At 64.7% G+C, this 22842-nt stretch carries 22 protein-coding genes; 4 read left to right on the plus strand and 18 right to left on the minus strand.

Features of this window, described 5'->3' with window-relative positions; genetic code table 11:
- Positions 1-33: 33 nt before the first annotated feature.
- The 3 genes from AB0O52_RS00365 to AB0O52_RS00375 are packed head-to-tail and all read right to left on the minus strand — an operon-like array spanning position 34 to position 3576.
- On the minus strand, positions 34-1593 hold the full coding sequence (locus AB0O52_RS00365; RefSeq protein ID WP_364531744.1) for a molybdopterin-dependent oxidoreductase: 1560 nt from the start codon (positions 1591-1593) through the stop codon (positions 34-36).
- The gene (locus tag AB0O52_RS00370) at positions 1590-2858 is read right to left on the minus strand and encodes a HAMP domain-containing sensor histidine kinase (RefSeq protein ID WP_364531746.1); all 1269 of its coding nucleotides are present in this window, start codon (positions 2856-2858) and stop codon (positions 1590-1592) included. Before AB0O52_RS00370 ends, AB0O52_RS00365 begins: the two co-directional genes overlap by 4 nt.
- Complete coding sequence (locus AB0O52_RS00375) at positions 2845-3576, minus strand: response regulator transcription factor (protein WP_364532664.1); 732 nt, start codon at positions 3574-3576, stop codon at positions 2845-2847. Before AB0O52_RS00375 ends, AB0O52_RS00370 begins: the two co-directional genes overlap by 14 nt.
- 179 nt (positions 3577-3755) lie before the next feature.
- On the opposite strand from AB0O52_RS00375, the gene moaA reads away from it, so the two are divergent.
- The 3 genes from moaA (at position 3756) to AB0O52_RS00390 (ending at position 5531) form a co-directional block, all read left to right on the plus strand.
- Positions 3756-4886, plus strand: a complete 1131-nt coding sequence (gene moaA, locus AB0O52_RS00380) for a GTP 3',8-cyclase MoaA (RefSeq protein ID WP_364531749.1) — start codon at positions 3756-3758, stop codon at positions 4884-4886.
- A 4-nt stretch (positions 4887-4890) separates the two neighbouring features.
- Positions 4891-5157 carry a MoaD/ThiS family protein gene (locus AB0O52_RS00385; protein ID WP_234753108.1) on the plus strand — a complete coding sequence of 89 codons (267 nt, stop codon included), beginning with the start codon at positions 4891-4893 and terminating at the stop codon, positions 5155-5157.
- Between the two features lie 80 nt (positions 5158-5237).
- Entirely contained in the window at positions 5238-5531 is a 294-nt protein-coding gene (locus AB0O52_RS00390) for a hypothetical protein (protein WP_364531753.1), read from the plus strand.
- Between the two features lie 38 nt (positions 5532-5569).
- Here the strand turns inward: AB0O52_RS00390 and AB0O52_RS00395 are convergent, their stop codons facing one another.
- The 9 genes from AB0O52_RS00395 to truB all read right to left on the minus strand — a co-directional run bounded on the left by AB0O52_RS00395 (position 5570) and on the right by truB (position 14934).
- Positions 5570-6031 (minus strand): DUF1579 family protein, encoded by a 462-nt coding sequence (locus AB0O52_RS00395; protein ID WP_364531755.1) that lies wholly within the window; start codon positions 6029-6031, stop codon positions 5570-5572.
- A 738-nt stretch (positions 6032-6769) separates the two neighbouring features.
- Entirely contained in the window at positions 6770-8113 is a 1344-nt protein-coding gene (locus AB0O52_RS00400) for a pitrilysin family protein (RefSeq protein ID WP_364531758.1), read from the minus strand.
- Positions 8114-8265: 152 nt separating this feature from the next.
- Positions 8266-10530 (minus strand): polyribonucleotide nucleotidyltransferase, encoded by a 2265-nt coding sequence (locus AB0O52_RS00405; RefSeq protein ID WP_364531761.1) that lies wholly within the window; start codon positions 10528-10530, stop codon positions 8266-8268.
- Between the two features lie 254 nt (positions 10531-10784).
- Positions 10785-11054, minus strand: coding sequence for a 30S ribosomal protein S15 (rpsO, locus tag AB0O52_RS00410; protein ID WP_028266602.1), 270 nt, complete (start codon positions 11052-11054; stop codon positions 10785-10787).
- Positions 11055-11242: 188 nt separating this feature from the next.
- Positions 11243-12097 (minus strand): tryptophan 2,3-dioxygenase, encoded by an 855-nt coding sequence (kynA, locus tag AB0O52_RS00415; protein WP_364531765.1) that lies wholly within the window; start codon positions 12095-12097, stop codon positions 11243-11245.
- Between the two features lie 8 nt (positions 12098-12105).
- Positions 12106-13089 carry a bifunctional riboflavin kinase/FAD synthetase gene (locus AB0O52_RS00420; RefSeq protein ID WP_364531768.1) on the minus strand — a complete coding sequence of 328 codons (984 nt, stop codon included), beginning with the start codon at positions 13087-13089 and terminating at the stop codon, positions 12106-12108.
- Between the two features lie 116 nt (positions 13090-13205).
- The gene (locus AB0O52_RS00425; RefSeq protein ID WP_364531771.1) at positions 13206-13637 is read right to left on the minus strand and encodes a hypothetical protein; all 432 of its coding nucleotides are present in this window, start codon (positions 13635-13637) and stop codon (positions 13206-13208) included.
- A gap of 20 nt (positions 13638-13657) precedes the next feature.
- On the minus strand, positions 13658-14011 hold the full coding sequence (locus AB0O52_RS00430) for a hypothetical protein (protein ID WP_234753100.1): 354 nt from the start codon (positions 14009-14011) through the stop codon (positions 13658-13660).
- A gap of 2 nt (positions 14012-14013) precedes the next feature.
- Entirely contained in the window at positions 14014-14934 is a 921-nt protein-coding gene (truB, locus tag AB0O52_RS00435; protein ID WP_364531774.1) for a tRNA pseudouridine(55) synthase TruB, read from the minus strand.
- 86 nt (positions 14935-15020) lie between these two features.
- On the opposite strand from truB, the gene AB0O52_RS00440 reads away from it, so the two are divergent.
- Complete coding sequence (locus AB0O52_RS00440) at positions 15021-16175, plus strand: pyridoxal phosphate-dependent aminotransferase (protein WP_364531777.1); 1155 nt, start codon at positions 15021-15023, stop codon at positions 16173-16175.
- A gap of 45 nt (positions 16176-16220) precedes the next feature.
- On the opposite strand, the gene AB0O52_RS00445 is transcribed toward AB0O52_RS00440, so the two are convergent.
- From AB0O52_RS00445 to rimP, 6 genes are all read right to left on the minus strand, one after another.
- Positions 16221-16706, minus strand: a complete 486-nt coding sequence (locus AB0O52_RS00445; RefSeq protein ID WP_364531780.1) for a nucleoside deaminase — start codon at positions 16704-16706, stop codon at positions 16221-16223.
- Between the two features lie 127 nt (positions 16707-16833).
- A complete protein-coding gene (gene rbfA / locus AB0O52_RS00450; RefSeq protein WP_364531783.1) occupies positions 16834-17343 on the minus strand; it encodes a 30S ribosome-binding factor RbfA in 510 nt (169 codons plus the stop codon).
- 277 nt (positions 17344-17620) lie between these two features.
- A complete protein-coding gene (gene infB / locus AB0O52_RS00455) occupies positions 17621-20461 on the minus strand; it encodes a translation initiation factor IF-2 (protein ID WP_364531786.1) in 2841 nt (946 codons plus the stop codon).
- 196 nt (positions 20462-20657) lie between these two features.
- Positions 20658-20954, minus strand: coding sequence for a YlxR family protein (locus tag AB0O52_RS00460; RefSeq protein WP_364531789.1), 297 nt, complete (start codon positions 20952-20954; stop codon positions 20658-20660).
- A 224-nt stretch (positions 20955-21178) separates the two neighbouring features.
- On the minus strand, positions 21179-22159 hold the full coding sequence (gene nusA, locus AB0O52_RS00465) for a transcription termination factor NusA (protein ID WP_364531792.1): 981 nt from the start codon (positions 22157-22159) through the stop codon (positions 21179-21181).
- Positions 22159-22782: a ribosome maturation factor RimP gene (gene rimP, locus AB0O52_RS00470; protein WP_364531795.1), complete on the minus strand. Its 624-nt coding sequence runs from the start codon at positions 22780-22782 to the stop codon at positions 22159-22161. Before rimP ends, nusA begins: the two co-directional genes overlap by 1 nt.
- Positions 22783-22842 lie beyond the last annotated feature (60 nt).

A 22842-nucleotide genomic window follows, 5' to 3' on the forward strand; every position in this document is an offset into this window, starting at 1 on the left:
GGGTTGTTTCGCTCAGACCTACACAGCCTAATGTCAGTTGGCGGAGACGTGGATGGTGTGGAACCCCGTGGCGCCGTCCGGTGCTACAGGAGTTCGGGCTTCGGGCTGCGGGGTGCCCGTGGCGTCGGTGGCACGGACCTGGATTTCATGGTTCCCTGAGCCCAACTCGAGGCCCAGCTGCCATTGGTACCACGTGTCCGAGGAGATCCCCGGTGCGAGCTTGGCTTCCTGCCAATTGCCGCGGTCGACCCGCAACTCCACGCGGGAAACGCCGCGGTGTTGAGCCCAGGCGACACCACCGAACTGGACCGTTCCGGCTTTGACCGAGCGGCCGTCCCGCGGCACGTCGATGCGGGACTGCGTCTTGATGGGACCGTGGTCGCTCCAGCCGCGCGGAACCCAGTAGCCCTGGTCGTCAGCGAAACGGGTGACCTTCAGTTCCGTCAGCCATTTGGTGGCCGAAACATATCCATAGAGGCCCGGGACGACCATCCGGACGGGGAAGCCGTGCTCCAGCGGCAGCGGTTCGCCGTTCATTCCGACGGCGAGGATCGCGTCGCGATTGTCGGTGAGCGCTTCGAGGGGGGTTCCGGCTGTCCAGCCGTCGGTGCTGCGGGACAGCACCATGTCCGCCCCTGGCTTCGGCCCGGCCATGGCGAGGAGTTCGCGGACCGGCCAGCCCAGCCAGAGGGCGTTGCCGATCAGGTCTCCGCCGACTTCGTTGGACACGCAAGCGATCGTCACGTAGCGCTCGATCATCGGCTTGGTCAGCAGCGTGGCGAAATCCAACTGGACTTCGCGTTCCACCAGCCCAGTCACCTTGAGGGTCCAGTCCGGCGGATTCACGGCTGGCGGGATGAGCGCCGTGTCGATCCGGTAAAAGTCGGGGTTCGGCGTGACGAGCGGCTGCAGACCCGCCAAACTGAGCGCAGCGCCGTCGGGAACTTTTTGCGGAGGTCCCACCGGGGCGGGAAGGGCCACCCCGCGGCGGAAATCGGATGCCACTGTTCCGGCCCTGCCCACCACCGTCGTCACGATCCCTACGACGACGGCTGCGATCGCGCTTCCACCCAGCAACTGCATAAAGCTTCGGCGGGCCAGTGGCATGTCGGCCGCCTCGGGCACGGGACGCCAGGTTTCGAGCCGCTGGATCAGGAGGCGGAGGAAAAGCATGGTGATAATGGTGGCCACGACGGGGGCGATTGCCGCAGTAGGCGCGGCTTGTGCGCGGGTCAGCACGGCAGCCAGCCCTGCCGCTCCGGCGAGCAAGGCGAGCGCCAGGCCCGCGCCCTTTCGCCGATACTCCAGGACGCCGGCGACCGCGGCGAGGACCAGGGTCACGAGGGCGATACTGACGATCAGGGCAAGTTTGTCGGCGGTGCCGAAGAGGTTGACGGCCAGTTCCTTGGCCCACCCCGGCACGGCGTCGATCACCACACCGCCCAGTGCGGTGACCGGCGAGACGGTCGGGCTCAGGAACCCGGCCAGCAACTCGCCGGCCGCCACCCCGAGTCCGATGGCCACCACTCCGCACGCCGCCGCCCATCGGGCCGCCGTCCTGGTAGTGGCCTTCTTCGAAGTGGTGCTGCTCATGATGTGCCTGCCTGTTTGGTGCTCTCCGCCGGAACGGTGTCCGCGGGAACTCTCTGGATCGGAAATGCCTCGTTGCGGGACGGCATTGACTCTGCACCCGAGGGGAGACGGAGCGTGAAACGGCAGCCCTCCCCCGTGTTCGCCACCGTGACAGTGCCGCCATGCGCCTTCACGATGCCCGCCACCATGCTGAGTCCCACGCCTGCGCCGCTATATCGCGGCGGACCCCCTTCCACCGTGCTTCCCGCTCCCCGGGAACGGTCCTTTTGCCAACCGGTCTCGAAGACGTGGGCGAGGTCCTCGTCGTCGATGCCGCCGCAGCTGTCCACGACGTCGACGACGGCGTCGCTTCCGTCGCGTCCGACGCGAACCAGCACCCCGCCGTCGGGCCGGCTGTAGATAATCGCATTGAGGAGCACGTTCCGGACGGCCCTTCCCAGGCTCGGGCCGTCAGCGACGGCCATGCACTCACGGTCGCCGCCGCCGTCGAGCCGGATGCCGCGCTGCGCGGCGAGCGGCGCGAGATCCGCGATGGCGTCGCTCACGAGGTCGTAGAGGTCCAGGGATTCTGCGCTCAGCCGGAGCGTTCCGGCCTGGATTTTGGACAATTCCAGGAGGTCGTTGACCATGACTGCCATCTGGTCCGTCTGGGCGATGATCTTGCGATAGTACGCGGGGACGTCGGAGGCCATGCCGTCTTCCAGCGCTTCGGCCATGGCCCGCATGCTGGCCAAGGGGGTCCGGAGGTCGTGCGAGATCCAGGAGACCAGTTCGCGGCGGGCAGTCTCGACGGCAGCCTCCCGCCGCCGGGATTCCTCCAGTTTGATACTGCTCGCTTCGAGTTCCTGGGCGAGCTGGGCAAGCTCGGAGTTCATCGCCGGTACGGCCCGCCGCGATGCTGATTGTGGCAGGAACGAGCCATCGAGGGCTTCTCCGCTGCCAAGGCGTCGCGTTGCTGCCACGAGACGGATGGCGTTGCGGGACACCCCGGCCCCGAGGACCAGGGAAATCGCGATCGCCACGGCCGAGGCCACCCCGAGGATGTACCACATGACTTCGAGGTCCAGGGCGGAAATGAACATCGCGTTGAAGGCGCTCACCATCCCCGCCACGAGGACAGCAACGGTGGCCACCACCACGAGGCAAATCTGCACGAGGATCGACGCGCCGCGCAGGAAACGCAGCAAGGCGAGGGTCAAGGCGCCGATGAGGACGGCCCACAGCAGCATCCAGCCCAGGATCGTGAACATTTCAGCCGGCTGCATGTCCACCTTCCTTCGCGTCAAGGCGATAACCGACTCCCCAGACCGTCTTGAGCAGCACCGGGGTGGTGGGGTTGTCCTCGATCTTTTCGCGCAAGCGACGGACGTGGACGGTCACGGTGGACAAATCCCCGAAGTCCCAGCCCCATACTGCTTTGATGAGGTCCTCGCGGCTGAAAACTTGGTTGGGCCGTCGGAGCAGGAACGCCAGCAGATCGAACTCACGCACCGTAAGCGTCAGGGGCCTGCCGTCCTGGAGCACCGTGCGCGAGGCCGGATCCAGTGCGAACCCGGCGAGCTCCACGGGAGGTTCCGGGCTGAATTCCCGGATGCTCCGGCGCAACACGGACTTCACCCGGAGGACCAGCTCGCGGGGCGAGAAGGGCTTGGTGACGTAGTCGTCCGCTCCGGTTTCCAGGCCCAGGATCCGGTCGTCCTCCGTGCCAAGGGCGGTGACCATGATGATGGGAACGCTCATGGCCAGGCGCAGCCTGCGGCACACTTCCACACCGTCGAGTCCGGGCAGCATCCGGTCCAGGATGACAAGGTCGGGCCGCCTGGCGGCCGCGAGGCTCAGCGCCGTGAAGCCGTCGCCCGCGAGATCCACCTGGAAGCCTGCCTGGACGAGGTAGTCCCGGACGACGTCGGCGATGGTCTGTTCGTCTTCGACCAGCAGAATGCGGCGGTTGCCGACTTCGGCAGCGTGCGGGGCGGGCTGCATGTTCACACCTTCAGCATAGATTCGCATGATGCCCGCGGTATGTGTTCCTGGCACTGCCGGGCCAACCGTATGCATTCCGTAAGAAGTCAGGGCTTGCGTCTTTTTCCACGGCGAGCGGCGGACGAACATGACCGGTGGGCGATATCACGCTCTGGCCCTCCCTGGCGTAACCTGAATCCATGAGTGTTCAGCTAGGCATGCCGTTGCCCCCCTCGGGCGACGCGACGGGAGACGGCGTGTCTGCGCCCCCGCCGCGCCCTGCCGGCACTCCCCCAGGCCTGTTCGACCGTTACGGACGCCGGGCCACCGATATGCGCTTGTCCCTGACCGACAAATGCAATCTGCGCTGCACCTATTGCATGCCGGCCGAGGGCCTCGAGTGGTTGTCCAAACAGGCCGTCATGACCGCCGCCGAGATTGTCCGCCTGGTGCGGATCGGCGTCGAACAACTCGGGGTCCGCGAACTCCGCCTCACGGGAGGCGAGCCCTTGGTCCGTGCCGACCTCGTGGAAATCATCTCGGCCCTCCGCGATGCGCATCCCGAGCTGCCGATCTCCATGACCACCAACGGCGTAGGACTCGACAAAATAGCTGCAGCGCTCAAGGAAGCCGGTCTCACGCGCATCAACGTGTCCCTCGACTCCCTGCACGAAGAAACGTTCACGAAGCTGACCAGGCGGCCCTTCCTGGGCAAGGTGTTGGCCGGCGTCGATGCCGCGTGGGCTGCAGGCCTGGGTCCGGTCAAGATCAACGCGGTCCTCATGCGCGGAATCAACGACGTGGAGTCCCCCGAGCTCCTGGCCTGGGCTTTGGACCGCGGCTATGAACTGCGCTTTATCGAGCAAATGCCGCTGGACGCCGATCACGGCTGGACCCGGCGGGAGATGATCACCGCAGCCGAGATCCGCGAACTGCTCTCCCGGGACTTCGTGCTCAGCCCGGACCCGCGAGAACGCGACGGCGCACCGGCCGAGCGATTCGACGTACGACGCCGGGACCCGGCATCTGCCGACGCCGCGGGTCCGCTGCTGGGCACGGTCGGCATCATCGCCTCCGTCACCGAACCGTTCTGTTCCGATTGCCGGCGCACAAGGATCACCGCCGAAGGCAAGATCATGAGCTGCTTGTTTTCCCGCGAAGAATTCGACCTGTTGGGACTACTTCGCTCCGGAGCGTCTGATGAGGAACTCGCGCAGCGCTGGCAGGACGCCATGTGGATCAAACCCAAGGCGCACGGCATGGACCACACCGGGCTCGGCGCACCCGACTTCGTCCAGCCGGACCGCAGCATGAGCGCAATCGGAGGCTGAGACGTTGCTCGTAAGATACTTCGCTGCCGCACGCGCCGCCGCAGGAGTCGAAGAGGAACACCACGATCTTCCGGAAGGAACCGGCCTGGACGGACTGATCGCGGCCGTGCTCGCCGTCGAACGTCCGGAACCACCGGCTGGCACGCCGCCCCTGGCCCGGATCATTTCGCGCAGCAGCTTCCTGCGCAATGAGGTGGCAGTCCGCGACCGTTCGGCCGCTCTCGGTGCGGACGACGTCGTCGACGTCCTCCCGCCGTTTGCCGGGGGCTGAGCCGGCCACAGCCGAAGGGTGGTTCGCCGGACCCAAGAGGCCTACGCTGTGCCTATCCGCGCAACAGCAAAGGAACAGCCATGTACACCCTCCTGATCGAACACGCTGTGAACGACTTCGACGCATGGAAGCGGTCGTTCGACTCGGACCCGGCAGATCGCGCCGGCTCCGGCGTCGTCTCCTACAGGGTCTCCAGGCCTGTGGACGATTCTGGGCGCGTCCTGATCGAGCTTGATTTCGCCGGGCGCGAGCAAGCTGATTCAATGCTGAACACCTTGCGGACAAGGGTGTGGACTGGACCTGGACGGCCGGCCTCGCTCGAAGGCATGCCCGATGCGCGGATCGTTGAGTCGATGGAGGCCAGGACCCTCTGAATTTCCGCCTGCCGGATGTGAGCCTCAGGCGCCTGCAGTTAGACGCGCCTGCAGACGGAGATCATGAACGGGCTGAACGTCGCGGCATCTCCAAGCCTTAGTTCAGCCATGTGGGTCAGTACGCCGCCGTCCACTTTGAAAGTGTGCCTCGCGGTCCCGCGGGGGCTATGCCTCTCAAGCCTGAGTGTGCCGTCCTGCCAATGTCCCCGGGCCGGGGCTTCCGGTGGCCGGCCCATGCTGTCCACGTAGTACCACAGGGTGTCCCCGTGGTCCGGGTCAACGGTAAAGACACCGTGCCCCTCGAAGTGGGTGCCGTCGGGCTCAATGTGCCGGTAGCTCTGCACCAAGGCGTAACCTCCTGCCGCGCGCGAGAAAGTGACCTCGGCGTCGGCGGTCCGGGCAGGTCCCCACGGCGAGGCAGCGAGTTCGGTGCTCCCCCGCCAATGCCCCAGGAACGCCTCGAGCGCAGTGTTTGCATGACTCTTCAATGGCTCGTTCATGGCGACTCCTGCGCAAGACGATGGATACGTCACCATCATGTTCCCGATCGAGCAGGCGCGTCCAGCCTTCCCCACCGGACATGCCCCCTGTTCCAACCCACGAACGGACATATCAGGGTTATGTCCACTCCTAGGCTCAAACGCAGGGCATGTCCCACTGGTGAATCCAACACCCACCGCCGGACATGCCCCCCTGGTCCAACCCACGAATGGACATATCAGGGTTATGTCCACTCCTAGGCTCCAACGGGGGGCATGTCCCACTGCTGTATCCAACGCGGGGCATGTCCCATTGGTGAATCCAACGCCCCCACCGGACATGCCCCCTGGGCCAACCCACGAATGGACATATCAGGGTTATGTCCACTCCCAGGCTCAGAGGGGGGGCATGTCCCACTGGTGAATCCAACACCCACCGCCGGACATGCCCCCTGGCCCAACCCACGAATGGACATATCAGGGTTATGTCCACTCCTAGGCTCCAACGGGGGGCATGTCCCACTGCTGTATCCAACGCGGGGCATGTCCCGCTGCTGTATCCGACACCCACCGCCGGACATGCCCCCTGGTCCAACCCACGAATGGACATATCAGGGTTATGTCCACTCCCAGGCTCAAACGCAGGGCATGTCCCATTGGTGAATCCAACGCCCCCACCGGACATGCCCCCTGGTCCAACCCACGAATGGACATATCAGGGTTATGTCCACTCCCAGACCCCAACGGGGGGCATGTCCCCTAGAGGCCGAACGTCTCTGTTTCTTCGAAGGGCCCGACGACGGTCACGGTGCGCGGGGCTTCGGCGAGCACCCGGGCGAGTTCCTGGACTTGTCCGGCGGTGACGGCCGTGATGCGGGCCAGCGTTTCGTCGATGTCCTGGAATTCGCCGGAAACGAGTTCGGCGCGTCCAAGGCGGGACATCCGGGATCCGGTATCTTCAAGGGCCAGGACGATTCCTCCGCGCAATTGGCCCACGGCCTTGCGCAGTTCCTCCTCCGTGATTCCGTCGGCAGCGAGCTTGTCTAGTTCGGCGCCTAAAAGTTCGAGAACCTGTTTGACCTTCGACGGCGTACAGCCGGCGTACATGCCGAAGTAGCCTGCGTCCGCATAGGCGGAGGCAAAGGAATAGGTGGAGTAGACGAGGCCCCGCTTTTCGCGGATCTCCTGGAAGAGGCGTGAAGACATGCCACCGCCAAGGACCGCGTTCAGGACGCTCATCACGAAGCGACGATCGTCGGTAGCCACGATCGAGGGGCAACCCATGATGATGTTGGCCTGCTCCACGGGACGCTTGATCACATGCAGCCCTGCAGTACCTGTGATATCTGCCCGTTCGGTGGAGCGGCGCTCGACGGGGGCTGCGGTGTCCTTCAGCTCCCACCCGGCCGTCCGCAGGGCATCGAGCACGAGGCGGCAAACGACGTCGTGGTCCAGGCCGCCCGCGGCGGTGATGACGATTTCGTCCGGCCGGTAGTAGCGCTGGTAGTGTGCCCACACGGAATCCCGGGACACCGCCTTGATGGCGGCAGGGGTGCCGCCGATCGGGCGTCCCAGCGGATGCACGCCAAGTACGGCGGCCACGAACTTTTCATGTGCGACGTCGGTGGGGTCATCGCTGTCCATGGCGATTTCCTCAAGGATCACGTCCCGTTCCTGTTCAAGTTCGGCAGGATCCAGGACGGCGCCGGTGATCATGTCGGCAATGACGTCGATGGCCATCGGGAGGTCCGTGTCCAGCACCCGCGCAAAGTAGCATGTGCTTTCCTTCGCGGTGGCCGCATTCGATTCACCGCCGACCTCGTCGAAAGCAGACGCGATTTCCAGGGCGGTGCGCTTCTTGGTGCCTTTGAACAAGAGGTGCTCGAGGAAATGGGTGGAGCCGTGCTGGCCGTCCGCCTCGTCGCGGGAGCCGACTCCCACCCAGAATCCGATGGTTGCCGAACGCTGCCCGGGCATGGCTTCGGTCAGCACCCGGACGCCTCCCGGAAGCACTGAACGCCGGACAACGGGGCCGCCCTCGGCACCATGGATCAATTCGCCGCCGGGCACGGTCTGCGCCAATGGGAGGGGTACGACAGTCATCAAGACCTTTCAGTTCTGCGGGAAATCATGGGGCCAAATCTGGCTGCAATCGTACCAGCGGGCGCATCGCCCCTGGGACGGGAATTAGTTGTTAAACCGGGCAGGACCGGTGGACATGTCCACCGGTCCTGCCGTGTGTTTGCCGGTTCAGGCTACTCGGCGGAAACTTCAGCCTCTTCGGCGGGAGCTTCTTCAGAGGCGGCGCCTTCTTCCTCGGCCACAACCGGGGAGAGGGAGAGCTTGCCGCGGTCATCGATCTTGGTGATCTCGACCTGGATCTTCTGGCCCACGGAAACGACGTCGTCGACGTTGTCCACGCGCTTGCCGCTGGCGAGTTTGCGCAGCTCGGAGATGTGCAGCAGGCCGTCCTTGCCCGGGGTCAGGGAAACGAACGCGCCGAAGGTGGTGGTCTTGACGACCGTGCCCAGGTAACGCTCACCGATTTCCGGGATCTGCGGGTTGGCGATGGCGTTGATCGCGGCGCGGGCTGCTTCTGCAGACGGACCGTTGGTAGCGCCGATGTAGACGGTGCCGTCGTCCTCGATGGAGATGTCGGCGCCGGTGTCTTCCTGGATCTGGTTGATCATCTTGCCCTTAGGGCCAATGACTTCACCAATCTTGTCAACGGGGATGTTGACGGCGATCACGCGCGGTGCGAACTCGGAGAGCTCGTCCGGAGTGTCGATGGCGGCGTTGATGACGTCCAGGATGTGCAGGCGGGCTTCGCGGGCCTGCTTCAGGGCTGCAGCCAGGACCGACGCCGGGATGCCGTCGAGCTTGGTGTCGAGCTGGATGGCGGTGACGAACTCGGAAGTACCGGCAACCTTGAAGTCCATGTCGCCGAAAGCGTCTTCGGCGCCGAGGATGTCGGTCAGGGCGGCGTAGCGGGTCTGGCCGTCAACCTGGTCGGAAACCAGGCCCATGGCGATACCGGCAACAGCGGCCTTCAGCGGCACACCTGCGTTGAGCAGGGACAGCGTGGAGGCGCAGACGGAACCCATCGACGTCGAACCGTTGGAACCGAGGGCCTCGGACACCTGGCGGATGGCGTACGGGAATTCCTCGCGGGACGGCAGGACCGGAACCAGGGCGCGCTCGGCGAGTGCACCGTGGCCGATCTCGCGGCGCTTCGGGGAACCGACGCGGCCGGTCTCGCCGGTGGAGTACGGCGGGAAGTTGTAGTTGTGCATGTACCGCTTGCGCGTGACGGGAGACAGCGAGTCGATCTGCTGTTCCATCTTGAGCATGTTCAGCGTGGTGACACCCATGATCTGGGTTTCGCCGCGCTCGAAGATGGCGGAACCGTGAACGCGCGGCAGGACCTCTACCTCGGCAGTCAACTGGCGGATGTCCGTCAGGCCACGGCCGTCGATGCGGATCTGGTCCTTGAGGATACGCTGGCGGACAACCTGCTTGGTCAGGGAGCGGAAGGCTGCGGAGAGTTCCTTCTCGCGGCCCTCGAACTCGCCGGCGAGGGCGCCAAGGACCTCGTCCTTGAGCTCGTCGGAGGCGTTGTCGCGGTCCTGCTTGTCGGCGATCTGGAAGACAGCAGCAAGCTTCTCCGCAGCGGCAGCTTCAACAGCGGCGTAAACATCGTCCTGGTAGTCCAGGAAGACCGGGAACTCAACTGTCGGCTTGGCAGCGCGGGCGGCCAGGTCGGCCTGGGCCTCGCAGAGGGCCTTGATGAACGGCTTGGCGGCCTCGAGACCTTCGGAAACGACCTCTTCGGTGGGAGCGGTGGCGCCCTGTTCCTTGATGAGGTTCCAGGAGTTGTCCGTGGCTTCGGCTTCGACCATCATGATGGCGACGTCGTCACCGTCGGAACCCGACACAACCCGGCCGGCAACAACCATGTTGAAGACGGCGTTCTCAAGCTGGGAGTGCTTCGGGAAAGCAACCCATTCGGTGCCCTGTTCGTCGGCGATGAGGGCGACGCGGACGCCACCGATCGGGCCGGAGAACGGGAGTCCGGAGAGCTGGGTGGACATGGACGAGGCGTTGATGGCCACGACGTCGTAGAGCTCGTCCGGGTTGATCGCCAATACGGTGACGACGATCTGGACCTCGTTGCGCAGGCCCTTGACGAACGCAGGGCGCAGGGGGCGGTCCATGAGGCGGCAAGCCAGGATGGCTTCGGTGGACGGGCGGCCTTCACGGCGGAAGAACGAGCCCGGGATGCGGCCGGCGGCGTACATGCGCTCTTCGACGTCGACAGTCAGAGGGAAGAAGTCGAAGCCTTCACGCGGGGACTTGCCTGCGGTGGTTGCGGACAGCAGTGCAGTGTCTTCGTCGATGTAGACCATCGCGGCGCCGGCTGCCTGCTTGGCGAGGCGGCCGGTTTCGAAGCGGATAACACGCTTGCCGAAGCGGCCGTTGTCGATGATGGCTTCTGAGAACTGGATTTCGGGACCCTCCATTGAGAGTCACCTCCGTTTCTTGTTTAGCGGAAGTCCTCCCGCATCGACCCAGGCCAGCGTCTGTTCCTGGCCTGTACGACACCCGGTCATCGATCGAGACCCACGGGCTGCGCCTTCATCACAGAAGACTGTTCCCGGGGATCACTACCGAGGACCGCGAATGCGCGATGCGGTTGAACTCCTGTTAAGTGTTGGATTTAGTTATGGAGAAAAGGCGGCCCGGTCCACGGAGGATCGGGCCGCCCGAAGTCAAACTAGCGGCGCAGGCCGAGGCGCTCGATGAGCGCACGGTAGCGGGCAATGTCAGTCTTCTTGAGGTAGCCCAGCATGCGCTTGCGACGACCAACCATAGCCAGCAGACCGCGCTGGGTGTGGAAGTCGTGCTTGTGCTCCTTCATGTGCTCAGTCAGATCCTTGATCCGCTGAGTCAGGACTGCAATCTGGACCTCAGGCGAACCAGTGTCGCCCTTGGACGTTGCGTATGCCTCGATGATGGACTGCTTAACAGCGGCTTCAAGTGCCACGTGAACTCCTAGAGTTGTGCCGTGCGTCCCGATTCAGCGCCTCGCTGCCGGGTTGTGTTGTGCCAATGACCGCACACAAAACAGGTCCAGCCGCCACGGACTGCAGCCGGATCCATCCCTCAGTTTACCGGCAGCCCGGCAATCTTGTCGAAAGCTGCGGTGTGACCCTCCTCAAAGAGGAGCGCCGCTCACTGCCCGATCTCGGTCCGGACCGCGAAAAGTTCCGGGAAGAACGTCAAGTCAAGCGCCTTCTGCAGGAAGGAAACACCGCTTGAGCCTCCGGTTCCCGTCTTCATGCCGATGGTCCGCTGGACGGTGCGGAGGTGCCGGAAGCGCCACAATTGGAAGTTGTCTTCCAGGTCCACCAGTTCTTCGCAGGCTTCGTAGGCCGCCCAGTTGTCTGCGGCATGTTCATAGATGTGCTTGAAAAGCGGCAAGAGCCCGGGGTCAAACTCGTGGGCACGGGTCACCTCCCGGTCCAGGACCGACCGTGGAACGTCGTAGCCGTGCCGGGCCAGGTAGGCCAGGAATTCGTCGTAGATGCTCGGGGCGTTCAGGAGCTCCTCGAGCATGGACCTGGACTCCGGATCCGAGTCGAACACCGGCAACATCTTGGCGTTCTTGTTGCCGAGGATGAACTCGACCGCGCGGTACTGGGCCGACTGGAACCCGGAGGCATTGCCCAGGAAGCCGCGGAACTGGGAATACTCCGTAGGGGTGAGCGTCGCGAGCACCGACCATTGCTCGGTGAGCGTCTTCTGGATGTGCTTGACGCGTGCGATGGCTTTGAGCGCGGAACCAAGATCGCCCTCGCGCAGCCACGCGGCCGCGCTGCGGAGCTCGTGCAGGACCAGCTTCAGCCAGAGCTCGGTGGTTTGGTGCTGGATGATGAATAAAAGCTCGTCATGGTGCTCCGGCTGGCTGACAGGTTGCTGGGCGCTGAGCAGCAAGGGCAGCTGAAGGTAGGAGCCGTAGCTCATGCGCGAGCTGAAATCCTTGACGATGCCTTCGTCCAGTGGCCGGGTGTTCTTCTCAACGCTCACGGTGGGGGCTACTTGTCCAGCAGGAGACCGTGGGCCTGGACGACGTCAAGACGCATCTGCTCCACCAGGGCCTCGGGCCCGCGGTAGGCCACCATGCCCCGCAGCCGCGCGGTAAATTCCACAACGACAGTCTGGCCATAGAGGTTGAAGTCCTCCACCGCTTCCTCCGGGCGGTCGATCACATGCGCTTCCACCTGGCGGCTCACGCCGTCGAACGTGGGGTTGGAACCGACCGAAATTGCGGCGGGCCAGCGGGTTCCGGATTCGTCGATGAGCCAGCCGGCGTAGATTCCATCCGCGGGGACGTAGCCCGTTGCGCCGTGGTCCAGGTTCGCCGTGGGAAAGCCCAGGGCGCGTCCGCGCGCAGCGCCGTGGACCACTTCGCCGCGCATCCTGTGCGGGCGGCCGAGGACGGCAGCCGCAGTCTCGACGTCGCCTTCGGCAAGGGCCTCGCGCACCCAGGTGGAGGAACAGCGGCGGTCCGTGCCGCCGTCGTCGTGGACTGGAAAGCCTTGCGCGCCGAACTCATTGACCACGTGGACGCCGAATCCGAGTTTCTCACCCAATTCCTGCATGGTGCCGACGTCGCCGGAATTTCCCACCCCGAAACGGAGATCGTGGCCCACCACAACGTGTGCCGCGTGAAGCCCTTCCAGCAGGACGTTGACGACGAATTCCTCAGGTGTCATGGCCGCCAGCGTGAGGTTGTATTTCATGACGAGGACGGCGTCCACGCCCGTGCCGGCCAGGGCATCGAGCTTGTCCTGGAGCCCCATGAGGAGCTCCGGTGCGGAGTCGGGCCGGTGGACCAGGGCCGGGTGGGGATCGAAAGTCACGACGACGGACCGCGCACCGTGCTGCCCTGCCGTGCGCAACAACTGCGTCAGCACCTGCTGGTGTCCGCGGTGGACGCCGTCAAAGTTGCCGATGGTAACGACGCTGGGACCGAAATCCTCGGGGACCTCGGTGGGATCGTTCCAGATGTGGACCATCAACCTCGCCTTTTACTGCTGGTATTCGCTGCCCGGCGACCTGGTCCGGCGCCGGAATTCTCTAAGGTTACCCGCTATCCCGGGGCTGGCATGCCAGGACGGGAGGGCCCTGATTCCTAGTGCGGGAGCCGTGCCGGGCGCCGGCGATAGAGCCACAACAGGCCCAGGACCGGCAGGATCAACGGCACAAAGCCGTATCCGCGTCCGAACAAGGACCACACGGTGTCGTGCGGGAAAGCCACAGGATCGAAAAGGCTGATGGCACCAACCACCACCACTCCGACCATCTCCACGAGGACCGCCGCGAGCGATACCTTGAACCATGTGCGGCCCGGCTTCGCGAGGGAAACTGTGGCCACGATGTACACCACGGCGGCGAAGGCCGAGAGGATGTGGGCCAAGGGAGCATCCGCGAACTTGGTCAGGATCTGGTAGCCGGCACGGGCCGTGGCAGAGATCGCGAACACCGCGTAGACCGCAATCAGCAGCCTCCCGGGCCCGGTGTTGCGGGTGTCCCGGTTCTTCTTGCCGGTGGTTTCAACAGTCACTTCTTGTGCTTCTTCCAATGTCAGTACCAGATCTGGTTCATGCGGGCCGCCATGACCAACGCGGTGACGCCCACGGCACCCATGACGAAATTGCTCCAACGGGTCCGTTCCAGGATGGACCAGTAGACCGCGACGACGGGGAGGATCAGTGCCGTAATGATGTAGCCCCAGAATTCCCAGGGCTCCCCCGCGATCTTTTCACCCATCGCGACACGGATGATCGATCCCACCAGGTAGACCAGCAGGACGAGTTCGACGGCGGCGACGGACAGTATGGTGACGTCGTTGGGGGCCTTCTTCATGATGCCCGCCACGACGCAAATGATCGTGGACAGCAGGCCCACTACCAGGACAGCGTAAAAGTATCCGTCCATGGCTAGTTGGCCTGCTTTTCGTTGTCGGGGGCGAACACCAGGACAGGCTTGGCGAAACTCCCCGCGTCGGCCAACAACGCCACCAGCTCCCCTGCCGGCGAGAACGCGGCCGCCGGGTTCTCGGCGGTGGCCGCGTCGGCCGTGCCGGCAGCGGGCCCCGCGGCGATCCTGCGGCCAAAGGAGATCTCGGTGGTTTCGGCGTCGCTCAACTCCCGGTTGGGCATGAGCGCGCGGGCGGCGGCGGACATGTCGAGGACTTCGAGTTCCTCGGCAAGCTGTTCGAGGGTGCGGGCCTGCTCCAGCGAATACGGCCCCACCTGGGTGCGGCGAAGCGCCGTGAGATGGCCGCCGACGCCGAGAGCCTCGCCGAGGTCGCGTGCCAGCGCGCGGATGTAGGTGCCTGAGGAGCACTCGACGGTCACGTCGATGTCCACCACCCTGCCGTCGTCGATTCTCCGGATGGCGTGGATCTCGAAACGGTGGATGGTCACGGGCCGGGCGGCGAGCTTGACCTCTTGCCCCGAACGGACGCGCGCGTAGGACCGTTCGCCGTTGACCTTGATGGCGCTGACGCTGCTCGGAACCTGCTGGATCTCGCCGCTGAGCTGCGCGACGCCGGCCCTGATGGCCTCTTCGGTGACTTCGGCGGCGCTGCGGCTTTCGGTGATGTCGCCTTCGGCATCGTCCGTGATGGTTGATTCGCCCAGCCGGATGGTGGCCGAATACGTCTTGGAGGTGCCGACAATGTACGTCAACAGTCGAGTCGCCTTGTTGATGCCAAGCACGAGCACGCCGGTGGCCATGGGGTCCAGGGTCCCCGCATGGCCCACTTTCCGGGTACCGGCCAGTCGCCGCATCCGTCCAACCACATCGTGGCTGGTCCATCCTTGCGGCTTGTCAACGATTACCAGTCCAGAAAGCACGCCTCCCAGTATATCCGCGCCGGGGCATGCATCCTGCGGCCCGGCCCTTCCCTGAGCGGTCCGGGACCGCGGCTAAGATGGCTCCCATGCCTGAGCTTGCCGCACACGTCCGCGAAGTGCCCGTCAACCAGATCCGCGAGATCACCGAGGCCGCGTGGGCCACCCCGGGGGCGATTGTCCTCAGCATCGGCGAGCCCGGCTTCGCGCTGCCCCGGCACATCCTGGACGCGGGGATTGCATGCCTGGACAGGGACGAGACGAACTACACCCCCAATGCCGGGATCCCGGCGCTGCGTGAAGCCTTCGCCGATCGGTTCCGTGCCCACAACAAAGTGGATCTAGGGGCGGAGCGCGTGTACGTCGTGGACGGAGCCCAGCAGGGGTTGCACTTCGCGATGAGCCTGCTCCTTTCCCCCGGGGACGAGATCCTGATTCCCAACCCTGGCTACCCTACTTTTGCGATGACGAGCCATTTGCTGAACGCCGTCCCGGTGCGGTATCCGCTCTATCCCGAGCACGAGTTCCAACCCCGCATCGAGGACATCGAGGCGCTGATCACGCCCCGCACGAAAGTGTTGGTCCTGAATTCGCCGTCCAATCCCTTGGGCGCGGTGATCTGCGAGGAAACGACGCGCCAGCTCGTGGAATTGGCCGTCAAACACGATCTGTGGATCATTTCGGATGAATGCTACGAAGCATTCACCTTCGACGTTCCACACACGAGCCCCGCCCGCTTCGACAGCACTGTTCCCGGAGAGGCACGCGTCTTCACGTCCCTGACCCTGTCCAAAACGTACGGGCTCACTGGGCTGCGGATCGGCGCGCTCATTTGCCCGCCCGGCCTGGAACGGACGATGAACAACGTCATGGAAGCGATCGTTTCCTGCGTGGCTTCGCCTTCCCAATACGCTGCGGTCGCTGCGCTGACCGGCCCGCAGGACTATGTGGACACCGCACGGGAGCATTACCGTTCCAACCGCGACGCCGCCTCGGCGGTGCTTGCGGAGAAGGGCATTCCCTTCCTCGGCGCGCAGGGAGCTTTCTATCTCTGGGCGGACGTCTCGCATGTGAGCGGCGGGGACGTGCGTGGCTGGGTGCACCGGTACCTCAAGGATTCCGGGGTGGCCGTCGCGCCGGGCACCGCATTCGGTTCCATCGGCGAGGGGTGGATCAGGATCGCGTTGTGCGGTGATCACCAGCAGCTGCTCGACGGCGTGGGGCGGCTTCCGGAACGCGTGTAGCGGCCGGCGCTTGGCTGGCGGCGTTTTGGCTGGCGGCGGCCGGTTTCAGTAGTTGGTCCGGTTTTTGTGCCCGCGCCAGGCATCGAATGGAGCCTCCGACGCGGCGACCTCCGTATGTTGGACGGGCAGCAGTTCAGGCCTGTTGCCGTCGAAATATTCGTAGAACACTGCATCGTCGAAGCCGGCGGCTGCAGCCCCATGCCGATCCGCGGCAAAGTAGACCCGGCTCACGCGGCCCCATAGGGCTGCCGAGAGGCACAAAGGGCACGGCTCGCAGCTTGAGTAGAGCACCGAGCCGCTGAGATTGAAGCTTCCAAGTTCCGACGCAGCCCGCCTGATGGCCACCACTTCGGCGTGCGCTGTGGGGTCGTTGTCGCGGGTGACCCGGTTGACGCCGTCATGGAGCCGTCCGTCCGGGGTGACCACGACGGCGCCGAAAGGGCCGCCGCCGTCGGCGACGTTCTGCACCGCGAGCCGCAGCGCGTGTTCGAGGTAGTCTTCGGGACTCTGAGCTGCATCGTGCGCCGACATGCTCCGATCTTAGCGACGGCCCGTCAATTTGGCGCGGCTTTTCACGGTTAAACAGGGTTTAAACAGGAAGGACCGGATCCTGCAGCCCTAAGGGCTGCTGATCCGGTCCCGTCCGGGAAGCGCTGGACTACTTGCCACCGTCTTCGTCGATGGCTTCATCGGCACGCAGGTCGATGTCTTCTTCGTCAAAGTCGTCTTCGTCGATGTCCGCGTCTTGCACGGCATCGCTCTTGTACGGGTCTGCATCGCCGGCGTGCTTGGCGCCGGCGGCCAGCGCGGCCACCTCGGCGTCGCGCTGCTTGGCGGTGCGCAACAGCTCCTCAAGGTTCGAGGCATTGACCGGAATAAGGTCTGCAACGAATTCCAAGGTAGGAGTCAGCCGCACCGTGATGTTGCGGCCCACTTCCTGACGCAAAACACCCTTGGCCTTTTCCAACGCCCGGGCAGCATCCGAATGAGCGGCTTCGTCACCGAAGACGGTGTAGTACACGGTGGCGTGCTGAAGATCATTGGTGACGCGGGCATCCGTAATAGTGATGCCCTCAACCCGCGGATCCTTGATCCGCCGGCCCAGTGCCTCAGCAACAACAACCTTAATCCGCTGCGCCAACTTGGCAGCACGTGCCGGATCAGCCATGACAACTCCTAAAATTTGCGTACGACGGCGCGTTAGCAACTTGCGTACTTAAGTTCAACAAATGCCACTCGCGAAAGACCCGAAGCTGAGGCGAGGTCCCAACCGAGGCCCGTGGAGCCGATATGGGGGCCCGGGAGTGGCATCGGGCCTGCCGAAGCTGGGTGGCAAAGGATCGCAGATCCTTTGCCACCCAGCGAAGGGGCGGGGCCCCCATATCGGCGGAACGGGCCGGAGCCGCCGGACAATATCCAACGGCCCCGCCCTCTATTTTTCGTCCTTAGACGCGCGGCTTTTCGCGCATCTCGAAGGTCTCGATGATGTCACCTTCGTTGATGTCGTTGTACGAGCCAAGACCGATACCACACTCGAAGTCCGTGCGGACCTCGGTGGCGTCGTCCTTGAAGCGCTTGAGCGTCTCAACGGTGAGGTTGTCGCCGATAACCTTGCCATCGCGGCTGACGCGTGCCTTCGTGTTACGGCGGATGACGCCCGAGCGCACGATGGAACCGGCGATGTTTCCGAACTTGGAAGAACGGAAGACTTCGCGGACCTCGGCGGTACCGAGCTGGACTTCCTCGTACTCCGGCTTGAGCATGCCCTTGAGGGCCAGCTCGATGTCATCGATTGCCGAGTAGATGACGGAGTAGAAGCGCATGTCCACGCCTTCACGATCGGCAAGGTCGGCCACGCGCTCGGCGGGCTTGACGTTGAAGCCGATGATGATGGCGTTGTCCACCGTGGCGAGGTTGACGTCGTTCTGCGTGATGGCACCCACACCGCGGTGGATGACCCGCAGCTGAACGTCTTCGTCGCCGACGTCGATCTTGAGCAGTGCGTCTTCGAGGGCTTCGACGGCACCGGAAACGTCACCCTTGAGGATGAGGTTGAGGGTGTCGATCTTGCCCGCGGCAACTGCCTGGTCGAAGTCTTCCAGGCTGATGCGCTTGCGACGCTTGGCCAGTGCCGCGTTGCGGTCGGCTGCTTCACGCTTTTCAGCGATCTGGCGGGCCGTACGCTCGTCGGAGGTCACCAGGAAGGTGTCACCTGCACGCGGCACGTTGGACAGACCCAGGACCTGGACCGGACGGGACGGAAGCGCGACGTCGAGGGCGTTGCCGTCTTCGTCGAACATGGCACGGACGCGGCCGTGGGCCGTACCGGCCACGATCGTGTCACCAACGGCCAGGGTACCGGACTGGACCAGGACGGTGGCCACGGAACCGCGGCCCTTGTCCAGGTTCGCTTCGATGGCAATGCCTCGAGCGTCCTTGTCCGGGTTGGCGCGCAGGTCCAAAGCGGCGTCTGCGGTCAGCAGGACGGCGTCGATCAGTTCATCGATGTTGATGTTCTGGCGGGCAGAGACCTCAACGAACATGGTGTCGCCACCGTATTCTTCGGGAACCAGACCGTACTCGGTGAGCTGGCCCTTGACCTTGTCCGGGTTCGCACCTTCCTTGTCGATCTTGTTGACCGCGACGACGATCGGCACGTTGGCCGCCTGTGCGTGGTTGAGTGCTTCCACCGTCTGCGGCATGACACCGTCGTCGGCTGCGACAACCAGGATGGCGATGTCGGTGACCTTGGCACCACGTGCACGCATGGCGGTGAACGCCTCGTGACCGGGGGTGTCAATGAAGGTGATGTCGCGCGGAACGCCTTCGTGGATGTGGCTGATCTGGTAGGCACCGATGTGCTGCGTGATGCCGCCGTGTTCGCCGGCAACCACATTGGTCTTCCGGATGGCGTCGAGCAGTCGGGTCTTACCGTGGTCAACGTGACCCATGACAGTGACAACCGGGGGACGCGGTTCGAGGACGTCGTCGCCTTCGGCTTCCAGTTCGGCATCAAGGTCGATGTCGAAGGAGTCGAGGAGCTCGCGCTCTTCGTCTTCCGGCGAAACTACCTGGATCTGGTAACCGAGTTCAACACCCAGCAGGCCGAAGGTGTCTTCGTCCAGCGACTGCGTAGCCGTTGCCATTTCACCGAGGTGGAACAGAACGGTGACCAGTGCGGCGGGGTTCGCCTCGATCTTGTCGGCGAAGTCCGTGATGGACGAGCCACGACGGAGCCGGACCACGGTGTTGCCGTCGCCGCGGGGTACGGATACGCCGCCCAGCGACGGAGCACTCATCTGCTCCAGTTCCTGACGCTTTGCACGCTTCGACTTGCGCTGCTTGCCGCGTCCTGCGCCACCCTTGCCGAAGGCACCCTGGGTACCGCCGCGTCCGCGGCCACCCTTGCCGAAGCCACCGCCGGCGGGAGCTCCGCCACCGGTGCCTGCGCCAGGAGCGCCACCCGGACGGCCGGGGCCGCCACCACCGGGACGGCCAGCGCCACCCGGACGGCCTGCGCCGGCGGGAGCGGGACGCTCGGTGCGGTTGGGCATCATGCCGGGGCTGGGACGGTTTCCTGCGGCACCACCTGCGGGGCGCGGAGCACCCGGACGGGGAGCACCGGGGCGCGGGGCACCCGGACGCGGACCACCGGAACCGGCTGCGGGACGGGGACCGCCTGCGCCGGCCGCGGGACGCGGACCGCCGGGACGTTCGCCATCAGTGCGGCCACCGGAACGGGGCATGCCCTGCGATGTTGCGAAGGGGTTGTTGCCCGGACGGGGAGGACGCTCGCCGTCGCCACGGCCGCGGGGCATGCCCTGCGAGGTCGCGAACGGGTTGTTGCCCGGACGGGGGCCGCCGGGCCGCGGTGCCTGGCTGCCCGGACGTGCCGGGGCAGGGGCTTCGGCCTTGGGTGCCGGACGGGCGCCCGGCTTGGCGAAAACAGGACTTGCTGCAGCCGCGGGAGCCGCAGGCGCTGCCGGGGCGGGGGTCTCAGCCTTGGGGGCGGGAACCGGAGCCTTGGGCGCAGCGGGGCCCGGAGCCGGGCGGGATGCTGCGGGTGCGGCGGGTGCCGCGGGGGCTGTCATGCGAGGTGCTGCCGGGGCAGCCGCCTTTGCAGCGCCGGCACCCGGGTAGGCGTCGCGAAGCTTCTTCACGACCGGTGCCTCGATTGTTGATGAGGCGGAGCGAACGAATTCGCCCAATTCCTGCAGTTTTGTCACTGCATCTTTGGAAGTAATACCGAGCTCTTTGGCGAGCTCATGTACGCGGACCTTGGCCACATTTCTCCTGTCTCGGTCCGCACCGAGCCAGGCACGAACCGTCTAATTCTTACTGCGGGCCCCTGCCGCGAATGCGGCGGATAGGCCCTGTGCAGAGCGCAACAAAGTTGTCATCGTTGCGCACTCATCGCTGGGAACTCATCGGGTTTCCATCAGTTTTCTGACCCGCTTTCAGGTTTGGACGGTTTTCCTGCTTTCACGGGGTGTCCGCAGGGGGCATGACTGCCGCCAGGTAGCTTTCGACGGCGGTGATTTCACTTGCGCCCGCTAGGGCCCTTGCGAAAGCACGCCGTTTGCTTGCCAGCATCAGGCATGTGGTGCTGGGGTGCAGCCACGCACCCCGGCCAGCCATCCGGCGTCGTTCATCCACCAGGACGACGGGTGACCCGCCGCCTTCGGCGACAAGCCGGATCAACTCGCTCCGCTTGCCTTGTTTCCGGCATCCGATGCAGGTGCGCACAGGCTGGTGCCTGGTGTGAAGCAGTTCAGTCACTGGGTGTATCAACCTGCCTCAGTGTCTTTACCTGTCTTCTGCGGTTCTGCTTTGCTCGGCGCGCGCCCTTGCCTTGTTGGAGTTTGTTGCCCCACAAGCCGCAAGCACGCCAAAGCGCACGGATACCGGGCATAGGCCCGGTTCCATCTATTCTAAGCCCCCGAGGGCCCGGCCACCGAATCCACAATGCGCAAGGATCCGGGGCCCGGCACGGTTTGGTGTGTTCAGTTGCCCTTGGGCGGAGTGGCGTCGGAGACGATGTCGATCCGCCAGCCGGTCAGCTTGGCTGCGAGGCGCGCGTTCTGGCCTTCCTTGCCGATGGCGAGGGACAGCTGGTAATCGGGAACAACCACCCGGGCGGAGCGCGTGGCTTCGTCGGTGATAGTGACCGAATTCACGCGCGACGGCGACAGGGAGTTGGCGATGAAGGTCGCCGGATCTTCGCTGAAGTCGACAATGTCGATCTTTTCGTCGTTGAGTTCGGTCATGACTGCGCGGACGCGGGAGCCCATTTCACCAATGCAGGCACCCTTGGCGTTGATGCCGGGAGTGTTGGCCTTGACGGCCATCTTGGTGCGGTGACCGGCCTCGCGTGCCAGTGCCACGATCTCGACGGAACGGTCCGCGATCTCCGGGACCTCCAGTTCGAAAAGCTTCCGGACGAGGCCCGGGTGTGAACGCGACAGCGTGATGGAGGGTCCCTTGGCGCCGCGGTGGACGTCCACCACGAACGCGCGCAGGCGGTTGCCGTGGGTGTACTTCTCCCCCGGCACCTGCTCGGGCGGCGGCAGCAGGGCTTCCACGGAACCGAGGTTCACCTGGATCATGTGCGGGTTGTTTCCCTGCTGGATCAGGCCGGCAACGAGTTCACCTTCACGGCCCTTGAATTCGCCAAGGACGTTGTCGTCCTCGACGTCGCGCAGGCGCTGCAGGATGATCTGCCGTGCGGTGCTCGCCGCGATACGGCCGAATCCCGCAGGAGTGTCCTCGAACTCGCCGATGGCTTCGCCGTCGTCGTCGATTTCCGTAGCCCAGATGGTCACGTGCCCGCTCTTGCGGTCCAGCTCGGCACGGGCCTTTTCGAAAGCGCCCGGCGTCTTGTGGTAGGCCACCAGGAGCGCCTGCTCGATGGTGGGAATCAGGAGGTCCAGCGGGATTTCACGCTCACGCTCCAGGAGTCTCAGCGCACTCATGTCAATATCCATTAGGCCTCCTCGGAAGGTCCGTTGTACTCGTCTTCCAGCGCGGCCTCGTTGAGGTGGCTGAACTCTATCTCGACTTTTCCTTGGCGGATCCTGTCGAAAGGAATTTTCACGGGTTCGCCCTGCTTGGGCTTCATGCCCTTCTTGACCTCTTGCTCGGGAACCAGTGTGACGCCGTCGTCGTCGACGGACTGGATACGGCCCGTCAGGTTCTCTCCCTGGATCACGTTGACCTTGACCATGCGTCCGCGGGCCCGGTGCCAGTGGCGGGGCTCCGTGAGGGGCCGGCCGACTCCGGGCGAGGAGACCTCAAGGTCGTAGGGGCGGCCGTCGGTGCCTGGATCGTTATCCAGGATGTCCGAGAGAGCGCGGGAGATTTCCGCGATGACGTCCAGGCTGACGCCGCCGGTTTCCTCCTGGGGCAGGTCGATGACCACGTGGACTACCCGGTGCGAACCGGCAACGTGGATAGCAACATCCTCGAGATAGAGCCGGCTCGCCAGGACCGCGGGCTCCAGAAGCGCCTTCAGCCTGCTTTCCTCGGGGTTGCGGACCTCGTGTTGTGCTGGACTCGTCGGATCCGTTCCAGCCTGGTCTGTTGAAGTCGTGGCTTCCGAATGACTCACTGGCCAGCCGCCTCCCGATAGATGATGTTGTGACTACTAGCTTAACGACATTTGCGGCGG

It is taken from the genome of Arthrobacter sp. NPDC080073 (assembly GCF_040686575.1).
Classification (GTDB): Bacteria; Actinomycetota; Actinomycetes; order Actinomycetales; family Micrococcaceae; genus Arthrobacter.

Coding starts and splice junctions, on each gene's coding strand:
- AB0O52_RS00365 (WP_364531744.1), bottom strand. CDS start 1,593: ATGAGCAGCACCACTTCGAAGAAGGCCACTACCAGGACGGCGGCCCGA.
- AB0O52_RS00370 (WP_364531746.1), bottom strand. CDS start 2,858: ATGCAGCCGGCTGAAATGTTCACGATCCTGGGCTGGATGCTGCTGTGG.
- AB0O52_RS00375 (WP_364532664.1), bottom strand. CDS start 3,576: ATGCAGCCCGCCCCGCACGCTGCCGAAGTCGGCAACCGCCGCATTCTG.
- moaA (WP_364531749.1), top strand. CDS start 3,756: ATGAGTGTTCAGCTAGGCATGCCGTTGCCCCCCTCGGGCGACGCGACG.
- AB0O52_RS00390 (WP_364531753.1), top strand. CDS start 5,238: ATGTACACCCTCCTGATCGAACACGCTGTGAACGACTTCGACGCATGG.
- AB0O52_RS00395 (WP_364531755.1), bottom strand. CDS start 6,031: ATGAACGAGCCATTGAAGAGTCATGCAAACACTGCGCTCGAGGCGTTC.
- AB0O52_RS00400 (WP_364531758.1), bottom strand. CDS start 8,113: ATGACTGTCGTACCCCTCCCATTGGCGCAGACCGTGCCCGGCGGCGAA.
- AB0O52_RS00405 (WP_364531761.1), bottom strand. CDS start 10,530: ATGGAGGGTCCCGAAATCCAGTTCTCAGAAGCCATCATCGACAACGGC.
- AB0O52_RS00420 (WP_364531768.1), bottom strand. CDS start 13,089: ATGGTCCACATCTGGAACGATCCCACCGAGGTCCCCGAGGATTTCGGT.
- AB0O52_RS00430 (WP_234753100.1), bottom strand. CDS start 14,011: ATGGACGGATACTTTTACGCTGTCCTGGTAGTGGGCCTGCTGTCCACG.
- AB0O52_RS00440 (WP_364531777.1), top strand. CDS start 15,021: ATGCCTGAGCTTGCCGCACACGTCCGCGAAGTGCCCGTCAACCAGATC.
- AB0O52_RS00445 (WP_364531780.1), bottom strand. CDS start 16,706: ATGTCGGCGCACGATGCAGCTCAGAGTCCCGAAGACTACCTCGAACAC.
- rbfA (WP_364531783.1), bottom strand. CDS start 17,343: ATGGCTGATCCGGCACGTGCTGCCAAGTTGGCGCAGCGGATTAAGGTT.
- nusA (WP_364531792.1), bottom strand. CDS start 22,159: ATGGATATTGACATGAGTGCGCTGAGACTCCTGGAGCGTGAGCGTGAA.